Genomic DNA, 25,002 nt, shown 5'->3' with positions numbered 1-25,002 from the left:
CTGGAATGATTGTAGAAGAAATTATGAATCAAAATGTAGTTACACTACATCCAAACGATACAATCGAAACAGCAATCCGAACGATTCGCACGAAAGGAATTCGGCACATTCCAATTGTCGATCAAAATAATCACGTCGTAGGCATTATTTCTGATCGGGATGTAAGAGATGCAAGTCCGTCTATTCTAGATGAACAAGTTTCACTCGATATGCTACAGCAACCGCTTGAACTTATTATGAAACATCCTGTAATGACTTGCCACCCTCTCGATTTCGTTGAGGAAATTGCTACTTTATTTTTTGAAAATAAAATTGGCTGTCTTCCTGTTACAAAAGCTGGGAAGTTAGTTGGAATAATCTCAGAATCTACAGTACTGCACACGTTAGTAAAATTAACAGGAGCACATCAACCGAGTTCACAAATTGAAATTCAAGTAAAAAATGAACCTGGTATTCTTGGAAAAGTCGTTGCTATTTTTAGTGATTTACAAATAAATATCGTGAGCGTTCTCGTCTACCCAGCAAAAGATGAGAATGATAAAGTACTTGTTTTCCGCATTCAAACGATGAATCCTCTAAAAGTGATTGATGCACTTGAAGCAGAAGGCTATCGCGTATTATGGCCGAACATCATGGGGATGCAAGCATGAGTAGCGCGTTTATTTATTCGGATGACTTTCGGGGCTATTCATTTAGCCCTGATCATCCTTTTAACCAACTGCGCGTCACACTTACGTATGATTTATTACAAAAGGGTGGTTTCATCTCTCCCTCTCAAATCATCTCACCACGGATGGCTACAGATGAAGAGATTGCCTACGTTCATACAGAGGAGTACATAAATGCGGTAAAACGTGCTGGAGAAGGAAAGTTAGAAAAATCAATTGCGATGACATATGGACTAGGAACAGAAGATACACCGATGTTCCCAAATATGCACGAAGCAAGCGCATTGCTCGTTGGCGGTACGTTAACAGCTGTCGATGCTGTTCTTTCCGGAAAAGTAAAACACGCACTTAACTTAGGTGGAGGCTTACATCACGGCTTCCGTGGCAAGGCATCTGGTTTTTGTATTTATAACGATAGCTCCATCGCAATGAAGTATATTCAGAAGAAATACGGTTTACGCGTCTTATATATTGATACAGACGCTCATCACGGTGATGGCGTGCAGTGGTCGTTTTATGATGATCCTAACGTATGCACCATTTCATTACATGAAACTGGTCGCTATTTATTCCCTGGAACTGGCGCTGTAAACGAACGTGGACAAGGTAATGGTTATAGTTATTCTTTTAACGTTCCACTGGATGCTTTTACAGAAGATGAATCCTTTCTAAAATCATATCGAACAGTTGTAAAAGAAGTTGCAGCGTACTTTAAACCGGATATTATTTTAACGCAAAATGGTGCCGACGCACATTACTACGACCCACTTACACACCTTTGTGCAACCATGAATATTTACCGCGAAATACCGAAGCTCGCTCGTGAAATTGCTAATGAATATTGCGACGGTCGCTGGATCGCTGTCGGCGGCGGTGGCTATGACCATTGGCGCGTCGTACCAAGAGCTTGGGCACTTATTTGGCTCGAAATGAACAACATCCAAAACATCTCGGGTTATCTCCCTCCAGAATGGATTGACGCTTGGAAAGGACAAGCCGAAACAGAACTTCCCCTCACATGGGAAGATCCAGACAACATGTATAAACCTATCCCCCGTAAACCAGAAATTGAAGAAAAGAATGCATTAACTGTAGCGAAATCCCTTGAAATTATTCGGAATAATATGACAAAATCTTTGTACTAAACGAAAAGGAGGCTCGTTTTTGAATAGCCTCCTTTTATTTATTGTCGACTACTGTCGGTAAGTCGATATGTTTCGAGTTGCGCCGATATATTTTATTTAATAATTAACCGGTCCAACTTTTATGAAAAAAGGACGTGATATTATGTGGACACAACAAATGATCCCCACAAAACGCGGCACATTTGAACTCTTTACAAAAGGAAATGGCGAACCGCTTTGTATTACACATCACTATTCACAATTTAATGAAACTGGTGATTACTTTGCAGATGTTTTCACTGCTACGCATCGTGTATTTCTCATTAATTTACGAGATGCTGGTAGCTCTGTAACCGCCCAGTCAGAAAACGAATTAAGTATGATTGAAACAATCCACGACTTGGAAGCCATACGAGAAGCATTACAACTTCCAACATGGCATTTCGCTGGTCATTCAACAGGTGGTATGCTTGGACTTTTATATGCGATTACATATCCAAATTCCTTACAATCATTAGTCGTAGCAGGAGCTGCAGCAAGTAACTATACCGAAACACCATTCTGCATTTATCACCCAGCACATCCACAGTTTCATTATATGCAAGAGCTCATCGAAAACTTAAAAAGCCCTCACCTTACAAATGAAGAACGGAAAGAACTATCTACTAAGAGAACAAAATTATCATTGTATAAACCAGAAAACTACAACTCTTATTTTTGTAAACCAATCAATAAAACAATGTCCATTAGCCGGATGCATGCTTTCGCCAATGAATATCCTTCATTTGATTTAAGAGAGAATTTACCTTCCATCCAAACAAGGACACTTATTATATGCGGAAGATATGATGTGCAGTGTCCAGTTCAATATTCCATCGAGATACATGAGGGTATATGCGATTCTACTTTTGTGACATTTGAGGAGAGCAACCATTATCCTTTTTTAGAAGAAGCGCCCCTGTTTACTTCTACTACTCAAATATTTTATAAATCGTTACGCCAGTACCGTTATTATTAAGGAAAGCTCACAGTCTCTATAAGACTATGAGCTAAATTTTCAGAAGAAATATTTCGTACTATATAAAAATAAAAGATAAAAGGAAAAGAGTACTAAACCTACATCAAGCAATACTGACTTTGTATCCCCTCCTTTTAAACCTATCGTAATATTAAAAATACTTCTAACTATCCAACCTAATACTAAAAATAACCAACCGAAATGATCATTTGTATAATCTTTATCATAAAACATTTGTATTGCACCAATAATTAATAAAATAATTATAATATTAGTTCCAATCCTTAAGACCTTGTTTGATTTATTATCTTGTAATGTATCTCCCAAAATGTAGCACACCCCTCATGCTCTCCTCTGTTTTGTTTCTCTTTACATTTTAACATAAATTACCTATTCCTTCCTTTCCATTTGAATAACATACAAAAAAACCTGCCAATTACTCGGCAGGTATATTACACATTAAAACGATAACCAGCTCCCCATACTGTTTCAATATATTGCGGGTGGGCAGGATCTCTTTCAATTTTTTCACGTAGCTTTCTAATGTGGACGACAACAGTGGCTAAATCACCAGCGGAATCTAATCCCCAAATGCGTTCAAATAACTGTTCTTTATTTAATACTTGGTTTGGATGTGTGACAAAGAATGTTAATAAATCAAATTCCTTCGTTGTAAATGCCACTTCTTCATTGTTTATAAAAACTTTCCTCGCTCGTTGATCGATAGAAATTCCGTGAATGTATAGCGTATCACGTTGCTTACTTACATTTCCTGATAATCTTTCATAACGAGCAATATGCGCTTTTACTCTTGCGACTAATTCGCTTGGGCTAAATGGTTTCGTTATATAATCATCCGCTCCTAATCCGAGCCCGCGAATTTTATCTATATCTTCTTTTTTTGCTGAAACAAGTAGAATCGGAATATCTTTTACAGCACGTATTTGTTTACAAATTTCGAATCCGTTCATTTTCGGAAGCATAATATCTAAAATAATTAAATCATAGTCTTCTTGCAGGGCTATTTGTAAACCTGTTTCTCCTGAATGCTCTACATCAACTTGGAAATCATTAATTTCTAAATAATCTCGCTGTAATTCTGCAATACTTACTTCATCTTCTATTAGTAAAATTCTTTTCAATTTACTCACCACATTCCTCTACTTTTTCCAATGAGAAGAAAATGCTTGTGCCTTTACCAAGCTCGCTTTCCGCCCAAATTTCCCCGCCATGTTCTTCAACAATTTGCTTCGCTATTGCTAAACCAAGTCCACTTCCACCTGTGCTAGAATTTCGCGATTGTTCTGCACGATAAAAACGTTCAAAGATATACGGTAGCGTATCAGATTCTATACCTGATCCATTGTCTATCACCTTCACAATAACTTTATTGTTATCACTCGATACTGTTACGGTAATTTTCTTCTCTTCTTTATCCATGTACTTCACACTATTATGAATTAAATTTGATATAACTCTATTTATCTTTTCGCAATCAGCCGTTACATATAATGGCGATGAATGTAATTGTAAGTTAATTTCTATACCTTCTTCACTTAAATCCATCTGCATCTCTTCTATTAATTCTTGCATAAACGTATTTAATTCAACTGTCTCAAATTGGAATGGAACTCGATTTAAATCGAGCTTCGAAAACAAAAAGAGTTCATCAATGAGTGTGTCCATATGTTTTGCCTTCGTATGAATTGTCGTTAAATACTTATCCATTTTTTCTGGCGTATTTGCTACCCCGTCCTTTATTCCTTCTACATATCCGATAATAGATGTAATCGGTGTTTTTAAATCATGCGATATGTTTGAAATAAGTTCTTTTCGATTTTCTTCATACTGCGTTTGTACTTCAATCGATTCCTTTAACTTCTTCCTCATTTCCTCAAATCCTTGATTTAATTGACCTATTTCATCGTGCGATGTAACTGGCATTTGAAAATCTAAATTTCCTTCTTTAATTTTCTCCGTTGCACCTTTCAATACAAAAATTGGTTTTATTACACTTCTTGAAACAAGATAACTTAATAAACCAATGAGTAAAATGGCTAATAGTAAAAGCGATACGAATAAGATTGGAAATAATTTTTGTGTAAGATCTACAAATGAACTTTGCTTTTTTAGTACAAATATACTCCCTTCTTCTTTCTCTGGAAAATAAAAATCAAACTTTACATATCGATAAAATGTCTCGCCTAGTTCCGTTGTACCACGACTATTAATATTTGCCGCTTCAAATTTCGGAAGGGCTTCTGTTAAAGTCGAACTTTCAAATCCCTTATTAGCATAAGAAATGTTTTCTCCCTTTCTTACAATTATTTTCACACCTTCTTTTTCAATTGATGAAACGAACGATTTATCTAATAATTGAGATTGATGTTGCTTTGCCGCTAATTTTAATTCAAGATAGGCATTTTCTTCTTCTGGTGTAAGCGGCTTTTGAATGTAAGAACTTTTATAGAAATTTTTCACTGCTTCCAAATCACCTGTTATTGAAAAAACAATTAAAAATCCCGCGACTAATATGAGCGTAATAGAAACGAGAATTACAGCAATATAAGAAAATAAAAACCTTGTTTTAATAGACATATGTTACATCCTCACTTTACCCATCCTTCATATTCATAAGCATAAAAATATATGTTCAAATACTCAAGCGATTTTATAGTAATTTTAGCGTCAGTTTATAAAAATTTAATGTTCCTATTTTACAGTTGAAATTAGGAGGTTGAAATTCCATGTTCAAAAAAACATTCAGTATGATATGTTGCGTAATTTTTTTACAAGGATGCTCGCAAGAACAAGAAGTCAAAAAGGAGATGACAAACATGGAGACTGCACTACTAGCAGCTACTGAAAAAAATGAAACGAATACTGTTATATCTTTACTAAAACAAGGTGCAAATATAAATGCGACGGATAATCAAGGACGTACCCCTCTTATGATTGCTACATACAAAAATGATGTAAAAACCGCAAAAGCACTTATCAAAGCTGGTGCTGACGTAAATATCCAAGATGACATGAAAAACAATCCCTTTCTATACGCCGGTGCGGAAGGTTACTTAGACATTTTAAAGCTAACAATTAATGCTGGTGCAGATCCTACGATTACAAATCGTTACGGCGGAACAGCTCTTATCCCAGCCTCAGAACATGGCTATATTGACGTTATAAAAGAACTCCTCACTCGAACAAATATTGATGTAAATCATGTAAATAACCTAGGATGGACAGCTTTAATGGAAGCTATCGTACTAAGTAACGGAAACGAAACACAGCAACAAGTCATTCGCCTTCTTATTGAGCACGGTGCAGATGTAAATATTCCAGATAATGATGGTGTTACCCCGTTAGAGCATGCTCGCGCTCATAATTTTGCAGAGATAGAGAAAATTTTGTTAGAAGGAAATAAGTAAAAAGCTTATCTTTGCCTTCCTCCCCCATCCTATGCTACATTTAAGCCGTTACATCAATATTAATAGGGTGGGAATACATATGAATAAACCTAAAATTGGGATGATTGGACTTGGTAGCATTGCGCAAAAGGCCTATCTTCCAACACTTACAAAAGAAACAGATTGGAACTTTGTCGGGGCGTTTACACCTAACGCAGAGAAAAGAAAACAAGTTTGCCAGCAATACCGAATTCAAGACTTTCATTCTATTGAAACGTTAGCTTCGGAATGTGATGCAATCTTCGTTCATAGTTCAACTGCATCGCATTATGAAATCGTTTCTGAGCTTTTGAAAAAAGGAATCGACGTTTATGTTGATAAGCCGTTAGCAGCTACTGTGGAACAAGCTGAGCAACTAGTCGAGTTGAGCGAGAAGTATAACCGAAAGTTAATGGTCGGATTTAATCGCAGATTCGTTCCTATGTATGTTGCTGCCAAAGAACAGGCTCATGATATTTCATGGATTCGAATTGAAAAGCATCGCACAAATAAAGTCGGGCCATATACGTACGACTTCACTATGTTAGATGATTATTTACACATTGTAGATACTGCTCGCTGGTTCGCTAATGATGACCTTAACGTCGTTCACAATATGATGCAAATCAATGAAAAGAATGAACTTCTTTACGGACATCATACATATACAACTCCAAGTGGACTGTTACTTTCTACTGCAATGCATCGCCATGCCGGTACAAATTTAGAACAAATTGAACTTGTAACGCCAGGGAAAATCATTCGCGTAAAAAATATGAATACATTTGAAATTGAACAGGAAAACTCAGTTTCACAAAGCGGTTCTCCATCATGGGATACGACGTTAAAACAACGTGGTTTTGAAGATGCTGTTCATCATTTTATTGAATGTGTACACGGAGATACAAAGCCTGTTGTAGATGGATTAGAAGGATTAAAAACGCAGCAAATGCTACAATCTTTACTAGATGATGTAAACAAAAATTAAAACGGATACATTTTTCAGAATTTACTTTCATTCCCATTTCCCCTTTATTTCTCTCGTAAATTTCTATAAAATATGTTGATAGGAATTATAAATTTCATAATGAATCGTGGAAAGGATGGGATTGACACATGTGGAACGAGTTTAAAAAGTTCGCTTTCAAAGGGAATGTCGTTGATTTAGCTGTCGGGGTTGTAATCGGTGCTGCATTCGGTAAAATCGTTAGTTCTTTAGTAAAAGACATTATTACACCATTACTTGGTATGGTATTAGGTGGCGTTAACTTTACAGATTTGCACTTTGGATACGGTAAATCAGCTGTTATGTATGGTAACTTCATCCAAACAATTTTTGATTTCTTAATTATCGCAGCTTCTATCTTTATGTTTATTAAAGTTTTCAACAAACTAACATCTAAAAAAGAAGACGAAAAAGAGGAAGAAATTCCAGAACCAACAAAAGAAGAAGTTCTTCTTGGCGAAATTCGCGACTTATTAAAACAACAAAATTCTTCTAAAGATAGAGCATAATTGAACGGATAAAAAGGCATGTCCCTCGGGACATGCCTTTTCTATATGCTATAACGTTTCCGAATTCATATGAATAAATAAAATAATACCAGCAACCATAAGTACCATAATGCTACCTGCAAATAGTGTAATACCAATAAACATTAAACTTTTGCTCATATCTACTGATACACTTTCAATAAAAATAGAAATTACATACGTGATAAGGGCAATTCCTGCAAGAATACTTCCTGGAACAAATCGCTTTAAACCATTTTGTTTTAACGTCATATATGCAAAAATAGCAGTCATACAAAGCGTAATTATCCAAAGAACGATCATCTCTTTTCCCCCCTCACAAGCCTTTTCTTTCTATTATACATGACATTGCCCTATAATAGTTATTTTTACACTTATGTGACATATAACAAGGAATCATACAATCTATAGAGAACTCTTCCAGGTAAGCTATATACTAGGGAGGATTTCAATTGGAAGATGATATTGTAGGATATTTTAAACAAGTAGAGCGATTTGATTATATTACAATCGACTTAGACAAAATTTTTTTTACATGGAAGTTGTACAAATAGAAACAAATGTAACTTTGCTAAAAATATCACTTAACTTAAAAAAAAGATAAAACGATTGTAGATGGAAAAGCAAAGCACTATGATTCTTCTAGGCTAGAGGATTTAATACAAAATTTTAAACGCACTGCACAAACATGCCTTGAACATAATTTACGAAGCGCTGAAGAACTTTTTGCATTTTGGAAAAGAAATTGACCAATAGAAAAATATGGATATCCCTCATATAAATTGATATAATTACCATATACAAATATTCTTTGTAAGGGAGTGTTCATAATGATTTGGATTTCACTAATCGTATTAGCTTATTTCATCATTCTCGTCCCAATACAGTACAACTACATTAAAATACTCAAAGAAAAACAGAAAAAAATGAGTGTCTCACAAAACGAACTATATGACAACATGTCTTATGAAGAATCCCAAGTGCATTACCATTATCAAAGTAACGTATTTACAATACCTGCTTCGCTTGTCGCAAGTATTATTTATAAGGTGAAACATGCAGCATAATATGTACGCTGTAAAATTATTGTTTGAGTCTGTTCATTCTGGTGAGCCTCATCCTATGAAAATGGATGAGCATTATGAAGAGAATCACGATACACTTTTTGAAGAAAGTATTATTCTTGTTAAAGCAAACAGTTTAGAAGAAGCTCATGAACTAGGTGAAAAGATAGCTATACAATCGGAGCACACATACGATAATATGTATGATGAGCAAATCACATGGACGTTCCGAAAAGTGTTACATGTGTTTGAATTAGACGATACGCCATTTGAAACTGGAAAAGAATTGTACGCAAGATTTTTACACGTTAAGAAAAATGAAACTGTAGATACAGTAATTGAAAAATATTATCCTGAATATGAATAAAAGCTCACAGCAATCGCTGTGAGCTTTTTTATACTTATTTCGTTGAATCTCTAAATTGGATACGGTGAGGTAAGATAACAGTGTGATCTTCCACTTTTTCTTTGTTCATATACTTTGTTAATAGACGCATTGCTACTGCACCGATATCATACATCGGTTGTACAACTGTTGAAAGCTGCGGACGAACCATTAATGCAAGGCGTGTATTATCGAAACCAAGTACTTCTACGTCAGTTGGTACGTTTAATCCAGCATCTTGTGCTGCATGGATTACACCTAGTGCCATTTCATCAGAAGACACGAAGATTGCTGTTGGCTTTTCATCATTGCTCCAAAGCTTTTCGAATGCTTCGATACCTGAGTCATATGTGTAATCTCCATCGATTACAAGATTTTCATCATATGAAATACCTTCTTCTTCTAAAGCTTTTTTATAACCTTGTAACTTCTTCGCGCTTCCCGCTTTATCAATGAATGGACCAGAGACGAAACCGATACGCTTATGTCCTTGCTCGATAAAGTGCTTCATTGCATCGTAAGCTGCTTGTGTATAATCAATATTTACTGATGGCGTTTCATTTTGCTCATCAAATGACGCTGCTAATACAATTGGTACTGGAGATTTTTTAAATTCTTCAATGTGAATGTCTGTAATATCTTCACCCATGAAAACAATTCCGTCCACTTGTTTTCCAAGCATCGTATTTAATAGATGGAACTCTTTCTCTTTGTTTTGATCAGAGTTACTTAAAATGATGTTATATTTGTACATTGTTGCGATATCTTCAATTCCACGTGCAAGTTCTGCATAAAACGTATTTGAGATATCAGGAATAATAACACCTACCGTAGTTGTCTTCTTACTTGCTAGTCCACGTGCTACCGCATTTGGACGGTATCCTAAACGATCAATTGCTTCTAATACTTTCTTTCTTGTTGTAGGCTTTACATTTGGGTTACCGTTCACAACGCGTGATACGGTAGCCATTGAAACGTTCGCTTCGCGCGCTACATCATAGATTGTTACGTTCATCTCATCGCACACTCCTTCTATTTTTGTTATCTATTTTTATGTATCGGTTACTTGAATGAAAAAAAGACATCAACTCTATTTGCAGATGCCACCAATCGTCCCGAGTTCTTCCTTTTACTAATGATACGATATAAACGCAGGCTCATACAATATTTTCCCGCAAAAGTTTCGAAAAAATTCGCTTCTTTTCTCGTATTTTCGTATTTTTTATGAAAAAAGGGCATTTTTTGTAAAAAAATAGATATTTCCTAAGTAGAAATCTTATTTTAAGCAGTACGATAGTAAATGAAATTTATATCGGCGATTTTTCGAATATATGAACCGTAACTCGAAATATATCGGCGATTTCCCAAATATATCGACCACAACTCTAATTATATCAGCGATTTTTTTAATATACCAACTTCCCAACAAAAATCGACAATGACAGTCGCTATACAGCTGTCCCAAAATGCCTTTTTGGAACAGCTCATTAAAAGTTTTTATAATTTACTTCCAAATGATTTTAATTCATTCATAAAATCATTGAACTGCGGGATATTCATTTGCTGCGCCGCATCTGATAAAGCTACAGCTGGATTTGGATGTACTTCAGCCATAATTGCGTTTGCACCAATTGCCATCGCTGCTTTTGCAGTTAGTAAGAGAAGGTCACGTCTCTCTGTAGAATGCGTTACATCAAAAACGAAAGGTAAATGTGTCTCTTTCTTTAAAATCGGTACAGCGGAAATATCAAGCGTATTACGCGTTGCTCTTTCATTGCTTCAGCAACTTGACGTACTTGTTCATAACTTTCCACTGCACACGGTCCCATAATAAAATGCTAATTTCCGTTACCAATTTTTTCACCATTAATTTCAACAATCGTATCTTCTGTTTTTTTCTTACAAGAAACAAGTAGTGCTTTACGATGATCCTCTTCTTGTAACTTTAAACCAACTTGAAAAATTTGTTTGAAAATATGTTATAAAGTCGAAGTTTCAAATGGACCATTATTATTCTCTGCAATTAAATCCAGTATATTACTTTCACGTACAGGATCAAAACGTTTCACACCTTATACTTCTTTTAAATTACCAACTTCTTGTACGAGACGACCTCTTTCGTTTAGTAACTCTAATATTTGTAAATTAAGTTGATCAATTTCAGAACGTAAACGACCTAATTGTTGTGATGCCATAAGAAAGCCATCTCTTTCAAATCCCTGTATATTACTTTTTTAAGATAACTTATTATAGTTGATACATATACGATTGTCACACGATATACAGCAATGAATTACCATCAAAAAACCTTTTATATTTTCATTTAAAATAAAAAAAGACAGTTTACATACTGTCTTTTTTACAAGAAGGAAACAAACGGTTTATCACTGTTTTTCTCTTTTATAATAACGGCCTCAATTTTACTCTCGGACTTGATCTGTAATTGTACTTTCGCATCTTTAGGCAATTTGTCTAACATACCTTGAGCAGCCAATTGGGTAAGAGCCATTAATTCTGTTTTACCGTTATATTTAATAACAATATTCATATTTAATGTATCCATTTGATCTTTCTTATAAGAAACTTTTGCATTGACTGGAATAAAATCTCCATTAGAAAAACCTTTTATTTCCTTAGCAAAGTTATTTATTTTTGTATTATCTTCTCCATGTGCTTGTGTAAATTCATCAGAAGGATATGAATACGACTTTTCATCAATTGTACTCCAATTTCCAAGGTTCATATCATTCTTTTGAACAGTAGCACTAGCAATATACGTACCATTTTTTAAAGAACTTGTACTTTCTTGCTTAAAGATAGCAAACGTAATTGGAGATTTGTTATATTTATCATTTTTGTTAATAGCTTCAATAAGTTGTTTAGCAACTTCAGACCCTTTAGACATAGCTTCTTCATTCGATACACTTGAAGACATAGCTAAGCCAATCATAACACCAGATAAACTTAATTCATTTGAATTCTGTTTTCCAAAATAGTCTTGTTCTATAATATTCGTCAAAACTGGCGCTTCTACTTTCGCAACTAGTTCATCAACTAGTTTCTCTGGAATATACTGATTTAATTGCAGTACGTGACTCTCTGTATCAAATTGCTGCGTTGCAATATTTATTAAACCATTTTCATACTCTGCTAAATCTAATTTAGAATTTGTTTTTATATTAGCTGTATTAATAACCTTTTGTTCTTTTAAAGGAATAACAGTTCTATAATAATCTTTAGAAACAGCAGTTCTCGGAATCATACTTTTTTCTTTTGTATCTTTTTGTATAACTTCATCCTTCTTACTAATCGTATTACTATTGTTACTACAAGCTCCCAGTAATAAACTTACGACTGCGAAGGATAATGCCATTTTCTTCATTACTTAAAACCTACTTTCAACAATCTAGTTATTTAGTTTGAACTATTAATAGTGTACCACTAAATATATTTCAACAAAAACAAAAAAAAAGAAGCAAGCACCTTTAGCTTGCTTCTTTTTACTTTATATTCTCTTCTAAAGCATCTTTTTTAATATTCCAATGAGATGTATTCCATACTACCATCCCATCTTTTATGTATAACACTTGCGGTGATTCATGTCTAATACTGTATTGTTCTGCAACACGATTTGACACATCTCTCGCATCTTGTACGTATAAGTAATACGCTGGCACTTCTCTTTCTTCACTGCAATACGCTTGAAATTCTGTGTATGCACCGTGACTAATCGGGCATGTCGTACTATGTTTAAAAAGAACATACGGCTCATTCTTTTCTACTAAGACTTCAAGCTCTTCAATTGTTTCAAGCTTTGTCATATTCATCACGATTCACCTCTCATACGAAATCTAGAGCGCTTCTCTTTCTTTTCAGCGTTTTTCTCAATTCTTTCTAATTTACGCTCTTCTTTTTCAACCTTCTTCTCTTGTCTCGACGCACGGTAATGATTGTATACTTCAATCGCCGCACTGCTCCACTGTACAACTTGCGCTACTTTATCAGCGTTATTTTCAATTTCGTCCGTTACAGAGTCTGATACATTACGAAGCTTCGTATTTAAAGATTGGATTGTCGTTCCAATCCCATCTACACCCGCTACCACTTTATTTAATGACTGTGACTTCTGTTGAATATCATCAGCTAACGCATTCGTTTTATGTAATAATTGCTCTGTCTCTACGCTAATTCCTTGCATTTGTTTTTCTAAACCTTCTAACGTGCTTGCAACGTTTTCTAACGTCTTCTGAACCGATAACAACGTTCTGCATACATACACAACTAATACTGCGAAAGCAACCGCGATAATAGCCGCACTTACATATAAAAGAACTTGCATTTCATCACTTCCTTTATCTTTTTCATACTTTCCCCTATTATACAATCATTTTCCGTTTCATTCTAATCCCTATCTCATCATTAGAATTTTCATACTTATTCGTTAACTGTAACATAAATCATTCAACAAATTCCACTAAGTAGGTTACAATAGGAGAGGATACATAATTAGTAGGGAGGCTTTACATATGAAAGATCCACGTATTGAAAAGTTAGCATACAATTTAATTAACTACTCTATTTGCTTACAAAAAGGCGAAAAAGTATTAATTGAAAACTTTGGCTTACAAAAAGAACTTGTAACTGCACTTGTAAAAGAAGCATATGCAGCTGGTGGTTTCCCATTCGTCTCTTTAAAAGATCATCAAGTAGATCGCTCTTTATTAATGGGTGCTACTGAAGAACATTTCGAACAAATCGCTGCATATGAAGCAAGCGTAATGAAAGACATGGACGCTTATATCGGTCTTCGCTCTGGCGATAATATTAATGAACAGGCTGACGTTCCAAGTGAGCGCATGAAAGTTCATGGCCAAACAGTTGGGAAAAAAGTTCATAGAGATATTCGCGTTCCAAAAACACGTTGGGTTGTTCTTCGCTACCCAAATGCTTCTATGGCACAGCTTGCTAAAATGAGCACAGAAGCTTTCGAAGACTTCTACTTCGAAGTTTGTAACTTAGACTACGGTAAAATGGATAAGGCGATGGATAGCCTTGTTACATTAATGAATAAAACAGATAAAGTTCGTTTAACTGGTCCTGGAACTGACTTAACATTCTCTATTAAAGACATTCCAGCTATTAAGTGCTCAGGTCATTTAAACATTCCAGACGGTGAAGTATACTCTGCACCAGTTCGTGATTCTGTTAACGGTACAGTTTCTTACAACACACCATCTCCTTACAACGGTTATACATTTGAAAATGTACAACTTAAGTTCGAGAACGGTCAAATCGTTGAAGCAACTGCAAACGATTCAGAACGCATTAACAAAATCTTTGATACAGACGAAGGCGCACGCTACGTTGGTGAGTTCGCAATCGGCGTAAACCCATACATCTTACATCCAATGGGAGACATCCTATTCGATGAAAAAATCGATGGCAGCTTCCACTTCACTCCTGGACAAGCTTACGACGATGCATGGAACGGTAACAACTCGAACATCCATTGGGACTTAGTATGCATCCAACGCCCTGAATACGGCGGCGGTGAAATTTACTTCGACGACGTACTAATCCGTAAAGACGGACGCTTCGTTGTACCTGAATTAGAAGCTTTAAATCCAGAGAACTTAAAATAATAATAAAAACGCTCGGAATTTTCTCCGAGCGTTTTTTTATTTCTTCCCTACCATTTCTATTTTCACATGTGGATTTTCTTTCTCGATAAGCGCCAAAAATTCATTCATATCTTGCGGCATCGCAACCATATGTACTTTATATGCATTCGTCGTAATTTCAAGATACTTTCCAACTTGACGAACAACTCTTATATCTTTTAATACAACATCATCATTTAGAATACCGTACTTTAATACGCCATTTTCTACTTTATGTTTTTTAATAAATACTTCCCAAACGAGTGGTACATTTACAATGAAGCATAAACCCATCCCAATCAACGCTGACATCCAATGCGCTTTATTAGTGAAAAGCATGACAATTGGATATATACACATAAAAGCTAACGTAAGACAAACGAAAATGACTACTGACTTACTTCTTTGAATTGGAAAGTTCATACCTACACCCCCTAATCCAAATTATACCACTATTTCCATTTTGGTTCATAGAAAAAGGCCATTTCTAGATGACCTTTTTCACAATGTACCTATAAAATTTCTTATCTACCTGTAACACTGGAAAGTTTTTCGGCAACTCATCTATACTCACACTTTGAAAACCATTCTTTTCATAAAAGCGATGTGCCGCTAAAAATTTTACTGTTGTTCCTAAATAAATATCTTTCAACTTTTTATCCTCAGCCCATGAAATTGCTGTTTGAAGCAACATATATGACGCGCCACATTCTTTTCCACGAAACTCTTTTTGTACGAACATTTTTCTTAGCGCTACTTGATGATTCTCAATATCTAATAAAGCTACTGTTCCAACTACTTTCCCATCATAAAGTGCTACCCAAAAGTTTCCGTGATCCTTTTGATAGAATGTTTCTATTTCAAGTAAATCAGGTTGCTCTTCTTTCGTAATGGGAACATTATACTCTTTTTGCTGAATATGAACGATAAGATCTACTACTTCCTCTTGAAACGTACTTTCATACGGAATAATACGAATCTTCTCGTTCATCGAATATCTTTCCATTCTGAAGCTAATAAACTATATACAGCGATATCATGAAAATGATCATATAACCATTCTTCATCTCTTAAAATACCATCTAATTTAAACCCTAAACGCTCTGGAATAGCGCGGCTTTTCACATTTTCAACACCGCATCTAATTTCCATTTTATTTAATTTTAAATTCTCAAATGCATAGTGAAGCACAGCCTTTACGCTACGTGTCATAACGCCTTTTCCTCCAGCATCTTCTGCAAGGTAATACCCAAGACTCGCCGCTCTCTTCCCCCAGCTCACTGGATGAATACCTACCATCCCAACAAGCTTTCCTTTGTAACGTATACCACTTTCAAAACCGTCTCCCTCTGCAAATTTCTTTAACCACATCGGAAAAATCTCATCATAAGCATCAGCAGATTTTGTCCCATCTACCCAAGGAAGCCATTTTCGTAAATGATTACGGTTTTGGTCTATTAATTGATATAATTCTTCTTTATGATGTTTTTCTAGTAATTGTAGTTCAATTTCGTCATCTACTCGAAGTGTGAACATGTTTTTTAGTCTCCTTTTTATTTTTCTTATTATTCTAACATTTTTAGATATAAAAAGTTAAATATTAACACTTTCTTTTGATTTTCTTTGTATAAAACCAGAAGAATACAATATTCCCGTAATAACTAATATCATTCCTACAGATTGTGCAGATGTTATATTGACTCCTTCAATAAAAGAAATAAGTATTGTAACAACAGGCACTAGATTAAAAAATAAAGATGTCCTTGCTGCCCCAATTTGAGCAATTCCATTATTCCACCATAAGTAACCAAGCACACTCATTCCAATTGCCATAAAGAGAATCGCTCCCCATGCCAACCAAGGAATTTCTAAAACTGGTACTATACTTTTTTGTGTAGAAGATATGATAATAAAGGTAAGTGCACCAATAGTCATCGTATATGTCGTCGTTTGTATTGGATTACCAGTTTTAATAAACCTTCTGCCTAGCACGCCGTATAACGCCCAGCAAATATTCCCTAATAAAATATAAAAATCCCCTTTTGAAAATGATAAATGTTGTAGTATTGTAAACGAACCTTGTGTAAGTACAAAAACAACGCCAATTAGTGCAAGTAACATTCCAATTGCTTGACGCTTCACAATTTTCTCTCGTAAAATGACACTTGCTAACAGCGTCGTAACGAGAGGATTTGTCGCCATAATAAGTGCACCATTAACAGCTTCTGTATATTTCATTCCTAAAAAGAAAAAGAAGTTAAAGCCGAATACACCAACAATACCTAGCAAAAGATAATAGGTCCTATTCTGCATCCATACTTCCAAATCAAAATCTTTTCGTATTTTTAACAAACATAACATCACAAATGCAGCAATCCCAAAACGCCATGCTGCTATATGAATTGCTTCGAAATACTGCACCGCATATTTCGAAGCATTAAATGTCCCACCAGTAAATATCGCAAAACCTAATAACTGCGTATATACTTTATTTTTCATTGCCGGCCTCCAAGTCTTTTTCTTCTAGAAAACCGTAATAAATTTCTAACTTCTCCTCCGTTAGCTGAACAACTTTTTGCAATTGTTCCTGCTGTTCTTTTAATCGCTCCAAGTGAGTTGTTAAAATGGAAATTCTCTTTTTTACTTTCGCTGGTACTTCCTCTTTCTTCTGCCTAATTTCCTCTATAATGCACCCATCACTTGCAAACTCAGCTATCTCTTCTAATGACATCCCAGTTTGTTTTAATGAATATAAAAATTTTAATAAACATACATCGCCTTCTGTATATTGACGAATACCGCTATTTCGCGTTGGTGGTGGTAATAAACCTAATTTCTCATAGTAGCGCAAAGTGTGAATGCTCATCCCTGTTAATTCTGCTACTTCGCCGATTTTATACATGTTCTCTCCCCCTTGTTTTTACACTTTCATCTTACAACCTAGAGTTAGCTCTAGGTCAATACATAAATAAAGTGAAACTTTAATCAGTGGGGGTCTTATTGCACGTTAATGCGGGATAAAAGTTGAACACAACAAAAAAAGACGCACAGCCACAGCTATGCGTCTTTTCTATTATTTCTCTGCAACTTGAACTTCTTTTACGTAAGCTGCTTCGAATTTTTGGATGTCACCTGCGCCCATGAAAATTAGAACGCCGTTTTTATGTTTCTTTAATACATCCGTTGTTGTATCTGTAATTAGTTCTGCACCATCAATACGCTTTTGCAGATCTTCAATTGTTAATTCACCTTTGTTTTCGCGTGCTGATCCGAAAATATCACATAAGTATACTTGATCAGCTTTGCTTAAGCTTTCAGCGAACTCATCTAAGAACTTTTCTGTACGTGAGAATGTATGCGGCTGGAATACAGCGACAACTTCACGCTCTGGATGTTTTTGACGAGCTGCTTCAATCGTTGCATTAATTTCTGTCGGATGGTGTGCGTAGTCATCGATAATAACTTGCTCTCCCATCGGCTTTTCATTAAAGCGACGTTTTACGCCTTCAAAAGTTGTTAATTGATGTTTTACTGCTTCTACATCAACGTTTTCATAATGGCAAAGTGCGATTACTGCTAACGCATTTAATACGCTGTGATTGCCGTATCCTGTAATTTTGAACGTGTCATAGTACGTATTACGAACGAATACATCGAATATCGTGCCATCTGTTCTCTTTTGGATGTTACGTGCTTGGAAATCATTATCTTCTCCAAATCCATAGAAAATAACAGGTACTTTCGCTTGAATTTTTTGAAGTTCTTCATCATCTCCACATGCAATAATGCCTTTTTTCACTTGCAATGCCATCTCTTGGAATGCACTGAATACATCATTGATGTCTGCAAAATAATCTGGATGATCAAAATCAATATTCGTCATAATTGCATAGTCTGGATTGTAAGACAAGAAATGACGACGATACTCACAAGCTTCAAATACAAAATACTTACTATTTTCTACCCCATGCCCTGTTCCATCTCCAATAAGGTAAGATGTAGGATGTGCACCTTGCATTACATGGGCTAACAAACCTGTTGTTGATGTCTTTCCGTGTGCACCAGTTACAGCAACACTTGTGTATTGGCTCATAAGGTCACCTAAGAAGTGATGGTAACGATGTACTGGGATGTTTAATTCTTTTGCTGCTACGATTTCTTCATGCGTATCAGGAAATGCATTTCCTGCAATAATCACTTGTCCTTCTTCTACATTATTCTTATCAAAAGGAAGGATCGAGATACTACGCTTTTCTAACGCTGTTTGTGTAAAGAAACGCTTTTCATAATCAGACCCTTGAACAGTATGCTTCATATCATGAAGAATTTGCGCTAATGAACTCATTCCTGTTCCTTTAATTCCTACAAAATGGTAAACTGTCATCTTAAAGAACCTCCAACATTTCGAACTAATACAACGGCCTATCTATAAGACAGTATATGAATCTTTTCTTATTTTGGTAATCATCATACATTTTTGATGTAGTGAGGTTATTCTTTCCCTTCACTTATCAGGATAAACTCGTACGTACTTCTTTATATGTCCATAACAAGTCCATTATAGCAAAAAAGAAGCCGCTATACTATGATAACAGAAAAACTGATAGGGTCAATCACCTATCAGTTTTTCTCTCTTTTACATATCTTCTCTTTTTTCTAATTGAACACGCTCTAAACGTGGGTTTGGACGATATTTACGACCAGCTTTTGCTTCTGGTTTCCCATTTAATTCTACATTATCACCAGTAAAGCCAATATTCATTTTTAACAAGCTACTCCCTACCCCATATATGTCAACAGGTACCTTTTGAGCTTCAAATTCACGAATACGCTTTTCATCAAATCCACCAGTTACAACGATGTCTACATGCTGGAATCCTTCTTCATCAAGCGCCTTGCGAAGTGCAAATACAAGAGATGGATTTACACCACGTGGATCAAATGTTCCAAGTACTTCTGGGTGGCGAATAAAGTATTGATCAATCATTGTGCGAGACGTATCTACACGCACACCTTTTAATGTTGATCCAAATTCACGCGCTACACGAAGTGCATCTGTAATAACATCATTATTGTAATCAATTAGTACAACTAATTCATCTTCTGGAAATTTCTTATGATATGCTTTTGCCGCTTCTACAACATCACCATTAAACATTTGAATTAATGCGTGAGGCATTGTTCCCATACCACTTCTGCCCCACCATTCATTCATTGCATGCGTCGCTTGTGCGCTCATACCTCCGATGTATGCTGCATAACCGTCACCAGCTTGTTGTGTATAATGATCGTCACGATCTCCCATGAAAATAACTGGTTTTTCTTTATCTACACTACGCGCAGCTTGGACAACATTATATACGTTTGTTGCAACCGATGTACGACGAGCTAAAATCCCATCAATAACACCTTCTAAAAATCCGAAATTCTCATAAGGACCATGAATTGTTAACACTGTTTCAAATGGACTAATTTTATCGCCATCTTTTAAAGAGTTAATTTCAAGTTCCTCAGGATTTTTAGCGAATGTTTGTAGCAATGCAATTACTTCATCTGTTCCGCAAAGAACTGCATTTTCTTTTTGGAAAAATTGCATCGTTACAACACTTTTCGGGCGAAATTCTTCAATAATTTCTCTAGTTTTTAAAAAGTAAACCGCGGAGAACCAACCTTCTCCAACTCGTTCGTCAAATTTAAATGTTTTATTTGTTAGTCGATTTATTTCACCTTTTAATTTTAATTCAATTTCTTTCATGTCGCTTTACTCCCTACTTTACTATCCAACATTTTCTATTAGTATACAGCAAAACCGTGGACTATACATTCGTTTCCTGCATAGCAGCGAATTCATCCTCAGAAATAAGGACATCTCTTGGCTTCGTCCCTCTTGCTTCAGAAATAATTCCTTGCGATTGCATCTCCTCAATGAGACGTGCCGCGCGATTATAACCGATGCGGAATTTTCGCTGTACAGAAGATGTGGACGCTCCCCCTTGTTCTACAACAAATTGACATGCTTCAAAGAACAATTCGTCTTCCGACTCAGCCTGTTCTGTTTTCGCTAATAAATCCTCTTGCTTAAATAAGTAATTCGGCTTCATTTGCTTTCTCACATGATCAACTGTCTTTTCGATCTCATCATCCGATACATATACACCTTGTACACGAACTGGCTTAGATGTACCGTTCCCTAAAAATAACATATCACCACGGCCAAGTAATTTCTCCGCGCCTCCAATATCAATAATCGTACGCGAATCAACTTGAGATGATACAGTAAACGCAATACGCGTTGGAATGTTTGACTTAATTAAACCTGTAATAACATCTACAGATGGACGCTGCGTCGCTACTAATAAATGAATACCACAAGCACGTGCTTTTTGCGCAATACGACAAATCGCTTCCTCAACATCACCAGGTGCTACCATCATTAAGTCGGCTAACTCGTCAATGACAATAACGATATAAGGTAATGTTTCTCCTGGAATTTCTCGCTCACTTACAATCGTATTGTAACGAGTTAAATCACGAGCACCAGCGTGCGCAAACAATTCATAACGGCGTTCCATCTCTTCGACTGCCCACTTTAAAGCCGCTGTCGCTGCTTTTACATCCGTAATAACAGGTGCTACAAGATGTGGAACAGAATTGTATGGTGCAAGCTCAACCATCTTCGGATCAATTAACATTAACTTCACTTCATGCGGTTTCGCTTTATATAAAATACTCGTTAAAATCGCGTTAATACACACACTTTTACCTGAACCCGTTGCACCCGCAATAAGTCCGTGCGGCATTTTTCGAATATCTGTTACAATTGGATCACCTGAAATATCAAGTCCAAGCGCAACAGTAAGCGGTGATTCACTCTTTGTGAATACAGGACTTCTTAAAATTTCACGAAGAAATACTGGCTTACTTTCTTTATTTGGAACCTCAATTCCAATCGCACTCTTCCCTGGAATCGGCGCTTCAATACGAATATCTTTCGCAGCTAAACTTAACTTAATATCATCACTTAAATTGGTAATTTTATTTACTTTCACGCCTGGGTCTGGTTGCACTTCAAAACGAGTTACTGCTGGCCCTTGCGATACATTAATAACATGTGCTCCAACATAAAAATTATTAAACGTTGTATCTAATAATTCTTTTTGCTCATCTAACCATTCTGTATTATCTAGCGCTGATTGCTGCGGAATCGACAACAGCGCTAATGGCGGAACAGTGTATGTCGGTGGTGTGTGCAATACATTTCGCATATCGTTCTCTCTTTGATTTACAACATATGCTTTCTCTTGTACTTCCGTACTTGAAATTGGCTTTTGTACTTGCTCTTCCACTACTTGCTGCACTGGGCGTTCTTCCATTTGTGGCTCTGCTACTACTTGCTGCACTGATTGTTCTTCCACTTGTGATTCTACTACCACCTGCTGCATTGGTTGTTCTTCCACTTGTGATTCTACTACCACCTGCTGCATTGGTTGTTCTTCCACTTGTGGTTCTGCTACCACCTGCTGCATTGGTTGTTCTTCCACTTGTGGTTCTGCTACCACCTGCTGCATTGGTTGTTCTTCCACTTGTGGTTCTGCTACCACCTGCTGCATTGGTTGTTCTTCCACTTGTGGTTCTGCTACTACTTGTTGCACTGGTCTATTCTCTACTCGTACATTAACAGAATGCTGCATTGCATTTGCCCTAGCTGCATGTCTTTCCATTAATCGTGTTCTATCTTGTTTCAACATAACAACATTAAATGGTACATGACGCTTTTTCTCACGTTTTGGTTCTTCTTTTTTTACAACTGGTTGTTCTTCTGCGACCGGCGCTTCTTCTACAACTCGTTGTTCTTCTGCGACTGGCGCTTCTTCTACAACTCGTTGTTCTTCTGCGACTGGTGTTTCTTCTACAACTCGTTGTTCTTCTGCGACTGGCGCTTCTTCTACAACTCGTTTATTTTCTTCTGTTTCTGCAAGTAAAACATTCGCAAAGCTTTGAACGTCGTTCTTTGTCTGTTCATCAGCCTCAGCTACATGTATGAATTCACTCTTTTGTTCAATCGCTTCATCTTCTTGCTGAATTTCCTCAAGTGCTACAAATGTCTCTACTACAGGCGCTTTTATTTCTGCAATTACTTCCACTTCTTCTAGCTCTTCTGTTTCCGCAATTACTTCCACTTCTTCTGGCTCTTCTGTTTCTGCAATTACTTCCACTTCTTCTTGTGCTTCTGTTTCTGCAATTACTTCTACTTCTTCTAGCTCTTCTGCTTCTGCAATTACTTCCACTTCTTCTAGCTCTTCTGTTTCCGCAATTACTTCCACTTCTTCTGGCTCTTCTGTTTCTGCAATTACTTCCACTTCTTCTTGTGCTTCTGTTTCTGCAATTACTTCTACTTCTTCTAGCTCTTCTGCTTCTGCAATTACTTCTACTTCTTCTAGCTCTTCTGTTTCCGCAATTACTTCCACTTCTTCTGGCTCTTCTGTTTCTGCAATTACTTCCACTTCTTCTAGCTCTTCTGTTTCCGCAATTACTTCTACTTCTTCTGACTCTTCCGCTTCTGCAATTACTTCCACTTCTTCTAGCTCTTCTGTTTCTGTAATTACTTCCACTTCTTCTGACTCTTCTGCTTCTGCGATTACTTCTACTTCTTCTGACTCTTCTGCTTCTGCAATTACTTCCACTTCTTCTGATTCTGCAATCACTTCTACTTCTTCTAGCTCTTCTGTTTCTGTAATTACTTCTACTTCTTCTAGCTCTTCTGTTTCTGTAATTACTTCCACTTCTTCTGGCTCTTCTGTTTCTGTAATTACTTCCACTTCTTCTGGCTCTTCTGTTTCTGTAATTACTTCCACTTCTTCTGGCTCTTCTGTTTCTGTAATTACTTCCACTTCTTCTGGCTCTTCTGTTTCTGTAATTACTTCCACTTCTTCTGGCTCTTCTGGTATTTCCACAATGATTGTTTCTGCAAGTTTTTCTTCTGCTTTGACAATCACTGATTCTTCTGGAGCTTGCTTTTCCACTTCAATAGTAGGTTGTTTTATTTCTGTATTACGTTTAATTTCTTCTGATAATATTGTATCCTCGTGCTCTACTTTAGAAGCCACTAATTCTTCTTGTAGATTGTTTTCGTTTAACACCACTACATCTTTTTCTAGCTTAGCACTTTCCATCTGCTCAGCTACTGTTTTATGAAGTAATTCATCCGCTGAAACTTCCTGCGGTGTACTCATTCCTTGAATCACTTCTTTTTCTTCTACTAAAGGCTCTTGGCGTTCGATTTCATAACCGTTTTTCTCTAGCCATTGATCAACAACTGATTTTTCTTGCTTTTTATCCTGTTGACCAACCGATTCATGACTAGGCGAAGAAGACGTTGCTTGCCCTTCTGAGAAATCTGATAATGTATATCCTTTTTTCTCTAACCATGCATCAACAACTGCTTTGCCCTCTACAGATATTTCAAGATCTTCTCTTTCTTTTACTTCCTCCTGCTTTTCAACCTTTTTCTCTACTGAAGGACGATTATATCCATAAATTGGCGAAATCATTTCTGTTGGACGAAATGGTCTACGGTTACTCTCTTGCGAAGGTGCAGATGCCTTTTTAACGACAGCCTCTCGCACCGGTTCATATTGTACTTCCGGTTCTTCATATGTAGAAACTACCTTTTCCACATACGGTCGTCTGCTTCTTTCCACCTGTATTCCTCTTTGAGCAGTCGGTTCTTCATATGTTACTCCTTGAACAGGTTGTTCTTCGAAGTGATCTACTTCTCTTTCATCCTCTTCATCGAACCCATTATCCGGTACTAAAGGAAAACGGCATTTACCTGCATTCCTACTTGCCATTTGTGCTTCTCTTGCTTCAGTGTAGTGGTTTACACGAGGAATTTTCGGCTGACTTTCAATTTGCTTTTGTACTTCTTTATTCAACGCTGTTTGTTCTTCCTCTTTGTTAAACAACTTTTTCATCCAATCTAACATGCTTACCACTCTTTCTACTAAATAGTAACATCCTTTATTGTATCAGCATTCGGCAAAAAGTGCAGGTAAAATTAAGCATGTCATATTTATCCACAATATTCTAATTTACGAGTGTTTC

General features: G+C 36.3%; 25 protein-coding genes and 2 pseudogenes. 10 read left to right on the top strand and 17 right to left on the bottom strand.

Annotation, left to right across the window (positions count from 1 at the left end):
• Positions 1 to 5: 5 nt before the first annotated feature.
• The 3 genes from MHI28_RS23670 (at position 6) to MHI28_RS23660 (ending at position 2,810) form a co-directional block, all read left to right on the top strand.
• Positions 6 to 650 (top strand): acetoin utilization AcuB family protein, encoded by a 645-nt coding sequence (locus tag MHI28_RS23670; RefSeq protein ID WP_000634583.1) that lies wholly within the window; start codon positions 6 to 8, stop codon positions 648 to 650.
• Positions 647 to 1,813, top strand: a complete 1,167-nt coding sequence (gene acuC, locus MHI28_RS23665) for an acetoin utilization protein AcuC (RefSeq protein ID WP_000092825.1) — start codon at positions 647 to 649, stop codon at positions 1,811 to 1,813. Before MHI28_RS23670 ends, acuC begins: the two co-directional genes overlap by 4 nt.
• A 121-nt stretch (positions 1,814 to 1,934) precedes the next feature.
• On the top strand, positions 1,935 to 2,810 hold the full coding sequence (locus MHI28_RS23660; protein WP_142287198.1) for an alpha/beta fold hydrolase: 876 nt from the start codon (positions 1,935 to 1,937) through the stop codon (positions 2,808 to 2,810).
• A 39-nt stretch (positions 2,811 to 2,849) separates the two neighbouring features.
• Here MHI28_RS23660 and MHI28_RS23655 read toward each other — a convergent pair whose 3' ends face one another.
• The 3 genes from MHI28_RS23655 to MHI28_RS23645 form a co-directional block, all read right to left on the bottom strand.
• Positions 2,850 to 3,137, bottom strand: a complete 288-nt coding sequence (locus MHI28_RS23655; RefSeq protein WP_000502935.1) for a hypothetical protein — start codon at positions 3,135 to 3,137, stop codon at positions 2,850 to 2,852.
• A 125-nt stretch (positions 3,138 to 3,262) separates the two neighbouring features.
• Entirely contained in the window at positions 3,263 to 3,952 is a 690-nt protein-coding gene (locus MHI28_RS23650) for a response regulator transcription factor (RefSeq protein WP_003280338.1), read from the bottom strand.
• Between the two features lies 1 nt (position 3,953).
• Positions 3,954 to 5,408 carry a HAMP domain-containing sensor histidine kinase gene (locus MHI28_RS23645; protein WP_000023861.1) on the bottom strand — a complete coding sequence of 485 codons (1,455 nt, stop codon included), beginning with the start codon at positions 5,406 to 5,408 and terminating at the stop codon, positions 3,954 to 3,956.
• Positions 5,409 to 5,557: 149 nt separating this feature from the next.
• Between MHI28_RS23645 and MHI28_RS23640 the strand changes: the two genes are divergently transcribed.
• The 3 genes from MHI28_RS23640 (at position 5,558) to mscL (ending at position 7,771) form a co-directional block, all read left to right on the top strand.
• Positions 5,558 to 6,238: an ankyrin repeat domain-containing protein gene (locus MHI28_RS23640; protein WP_000475120.1), complete on the top strand. Its 681-nt coding sequence runs from the start codon at positions 5,558 to 5,560 to the stop codon at positions 6,236 to 6,238.
• Between the two features lie 79 nt (positions 6,239 to 6,317).
• On the top strand, positions 6,318 to 7,244 hold the full coding sequence (locus tag MHI28_RS23635; protein WP_001039702.1) for a Gfo/Idh/MocA family protein: 927 nt from the start codon (positions 6,318 to 6,320) through the stop codon (positions 7,242 to 7,244).
• A gap of 128 nt (positions 7,245 to 7,372) precedes the next feature.
• Positions 7,373 to 7,771, top strand: a complete 399-nt coding sequence (gene mscL, locus MHI28_RS23630) for a large conductance mechanosensitive channel protein MscL (protein WP_000267015.1) — start codon at positions 7,373 to 7,375, stop codon at positions 7,769 to 7,771.
• 48 nt (positions 7,772 to 7,819) lie between these two features.
• Here mscL and MHI28_RS23625 read toward each other — a convergent pair whose 3' ends face one another.
• Positions 7,820 to 8,092, bottom strand: coding sequence for a DUF3917 domain-containing protein (locus MHI28_RS23625; protein ID WP_000636586.1), 273 nt, complete (start codon positions 8,090 to 8,092; stop codon positions 7,820 to 7,822).
• Between the two features lie 149 nt (positions 8,093 to 8,241).
• Here MHI28_RS23625 and dhp61 point away from each other — a divergent pair.
• The 3 genes and pseudogenes from dhp61 to MHI28_RS23610 all read left to right on the top strand — a co-directional run bounded on the left by dhp61 (position 8,242) and on the right by MHI28_RS23610 (position 9,220).
• Positions 8,242 to 8,538, top strand: a pseudogene (gene dhp61 / locus MHI28_RS23620) (protein Dhp61).
• An 81-nt stretch (positions 8,539 to 8,619) separates the two neighbouring features.
• Positions 8,620 to 8,856, top strand: a complete 237-nt coding sequence (locus MHI28_RS23615) for a DUF3949 domain-containing protein (protein ID WP_000637885.1) — start codon at positions 8,620 to 8,622, stop codon at positions 8,854 to 8,856.
• Position 8,857: 1 nt separating this feature from the next.
• Positions 8,858 to 9,220 (top strand): DUF4288 domain-containing protein, encoded by a 363-nt coding sequence (locus tag MHI28_RS23610; RefSeq protein WP_043311718.1) that lies wholly within the window; start codon positions 8,858 to 8,860, stop codon positions 9,218 to 9,220.
• Between the two features lie 34 nt (positions 9,221 to 9,254).
• Here the strand turns inward: MHI28_RS23610 and ccpA are convergent, their stop codons facing one another.
• From ccpA to MHI28_RS23580, 5 genes and pseudogenes are all read right to left on the bottom strand, one after another.
• Complete coding sequence (gene ccpA, locus MHI28_RS23605) at positions 9,255 to 10,253, bottom strand: catabolite control protein A (protein WP_001103303.1); 999 nt, start codon at positions 10,251 to 10,253, stop codon at positions 9,255 to 9,257.
• A 482-nt stretch (positions 10,254 to 10,735) separates the two neighbouring features.
• Positions 10,736 to 11,433 (bottom strand): annotated as a pseudogene (gene aroA / locus MHI28_RS36205) (chorismate mutase).
• 164 nt (positions 11,434 to 11,597) lie between these two features.
• On the bottom strand, positions 11,598 to 12,620 hold the full coding sequence (locus tag MHI28_RS23590; protein WP_000738027.1) for a CamS family sex pheromone protein: 1,023 nt from the start codon (positions 12,618 to 12,620) through the stop codon (positions 11,598 to 11,600).
• 118 nt (positions 12,621 to 12,738) lie between these two features.
• A complete protein-coding gene (ytxJ, locus tag MHI28_RS23585) occupies positions 12,739 to 13,065 on the bottom strand; it encodes a bacillithiol system redox-active protein YtxJ (RefSeq protein WP_001057469.1) in 327 nt (108 codons plus the stop codon).
• Positions 13,065 to 13,577, bottom strand: a complete 513-nt coding sequence (locus MHI28_RS23580) for a DUF948 domain-containing protein (RefSeq protein ID WP_001197721.1) — start codon at positions 13,575 to 13,577, stop codon at positions 13,065 to 13,067. Before MHI28_RS23580 ends, ytxJ begins: the two co-directional genes overlap by 1 nt.
• A 187-nt stretch (positions 13,578 to 13,764) precedes the next feature.
• Here MHI28_RS23580 and MHI28_RS23575 point away from each other — a divergent pair, with 187 nt between their 5' ends.
• Positions 13,765 to 14,880, top strand: coding sequence for an aminopeptidase (locus MHI28_RS23575; RefSeq protein ID WP_000654720.1), 1,116 nt, complete (start codon positions 13,765 to 13,767; stop codon positions 14,878 to 14,880).
• Positions 14,881 to 14,916: 36 nt separating this feature from the next.
• On the opposite strand, the gene MHI28_RS23570 is transcribed toward MHI28_RS23575, so the two are convergent.
• The 8 genes from MHI28_RS23570 to MHI28_RS23535 form a co-directional block, all read right to left on the bottom strand.
• The gene (locus MHI28_RS23570; protein ID WP_001010622.1) at positions 14,917 to 15,321 is read right to left on the bottom strand and encodes a PH domain-containing protein; all 405 of its coding nucleotides are present in this window, start codon (positions 15,319 to 15,321) and stop codon (positions 14,917 to 14,919) included.
• A gap of 64 nt (positions 15,322 to 15,385) precedes the next feature.
• Positions 15,386 to 15,889, bottom strand: a complete 504-nt coding sequence (locus tag MHI28_RS23565) for a GNAT family N-acetyltransferase (RefSeq protein ID WP_001003146.1) — start codon at positions 15,887 to 15,889, stop codon at positions 15,386 to 15,388.
• Positions 15,886 to 16,434, bottom strand: a complete 549-nt coding sequence (locus tag MHI28_RS23560; RefSeq protein WP_000494654.1) for a GNAT family N-acetyltransferase — start codon at positions 16,432 to 16,434, stop codon at positions 15,886 to 15,888. The genes MHI28_RS23565 and MHI28_RS23560 overlap by 4 nt, the downstream gene beginning before the upstream one ends.
• A gap of 57 nt (positions 16,435 to 16,491) precedes the next feature.
• Positions 16,492 to 17,397 (bottom strand): DMT family transporter, encoded by a 906-nt coding sequence (locus MHI28_RS23555; protein ID WP_000792472.1) that lies wholly within the window; start codon positions 17,395 to 17,397, stop codon positions 16,492 to 16,494.
• Positions 17,387 to 17,800, bottom strand: a complete 414-nt coding sequence (locus MHI28_RS23550; RefSeq protein WP_000276607.1) for a MerR family transcriptional regulator — start codon at positions 17,798 to 17,800, stop codon at positions 17,387 to 17,389. The genes MHI28_RS23555 and MHI28_RS23550 overlap by 11 nt, the downstream gene beginning before the upstream one ends.
• 171 nt (positions 17,801 to 17,971) lie before the next feature.
• Complete coding sequence (murC, locus tag MHI28_RS23545) at positions 17,972 to 19,282, bottom strand: UDP-N-acetylmuramate--L-alanine ligase (RefSeq protein WP_000219469.1); 1,311 nt, start codon at positions 19,280 to 19,282, stop codon at positions 17,972 to 17,974.
• Between the two features lie 252 nt (positions 19,283 to 19,534).
• Positions 19,535 to 20,653 carry a nicotinate phosphoribosyltransferase gene (locus MHI28_RS23540; protein ID WP_000658372.1) on the bottom strand — a complete coding sequence of 373 codons (1,119 nt, stop codon included), beginning with the start codon at positions 20,651 to 20,653 and terminating at the stop codon, positions 19,535 to 19,537.
• Between the two features lie 61 nt (positions 20,654 to 20,714).
• Positions 20,715 to 24,884, bottom strand: a complete 4,170-nt coding sequence (locus MHI28_RS23535; protein WP_340828311.1) for a DNA translocase FtsK — start codon at positions 24,882 to 24,884, stop codon at positions 20,715 to 20,717.
• Positions 24,885 to 25,002 lie beyond the last annotated feature (118 nt).

The sequence above is a fragment of the Bacillus sp. FSL K6-0268 genome, from assembly GCF_038005425.1.
GTDB classification, from domain to species: Bacteria; Bacillota; Bacilli; order Bacillales; family Bacillaceae_G; genus Bacillus_A; species Bacillus_A thuringiensis_S.
The sequence above is the reverse complement of the archived record's forward strand: the minus strand, read 5'-3'. Positions and strand labels throughout refer to the sequence as shown.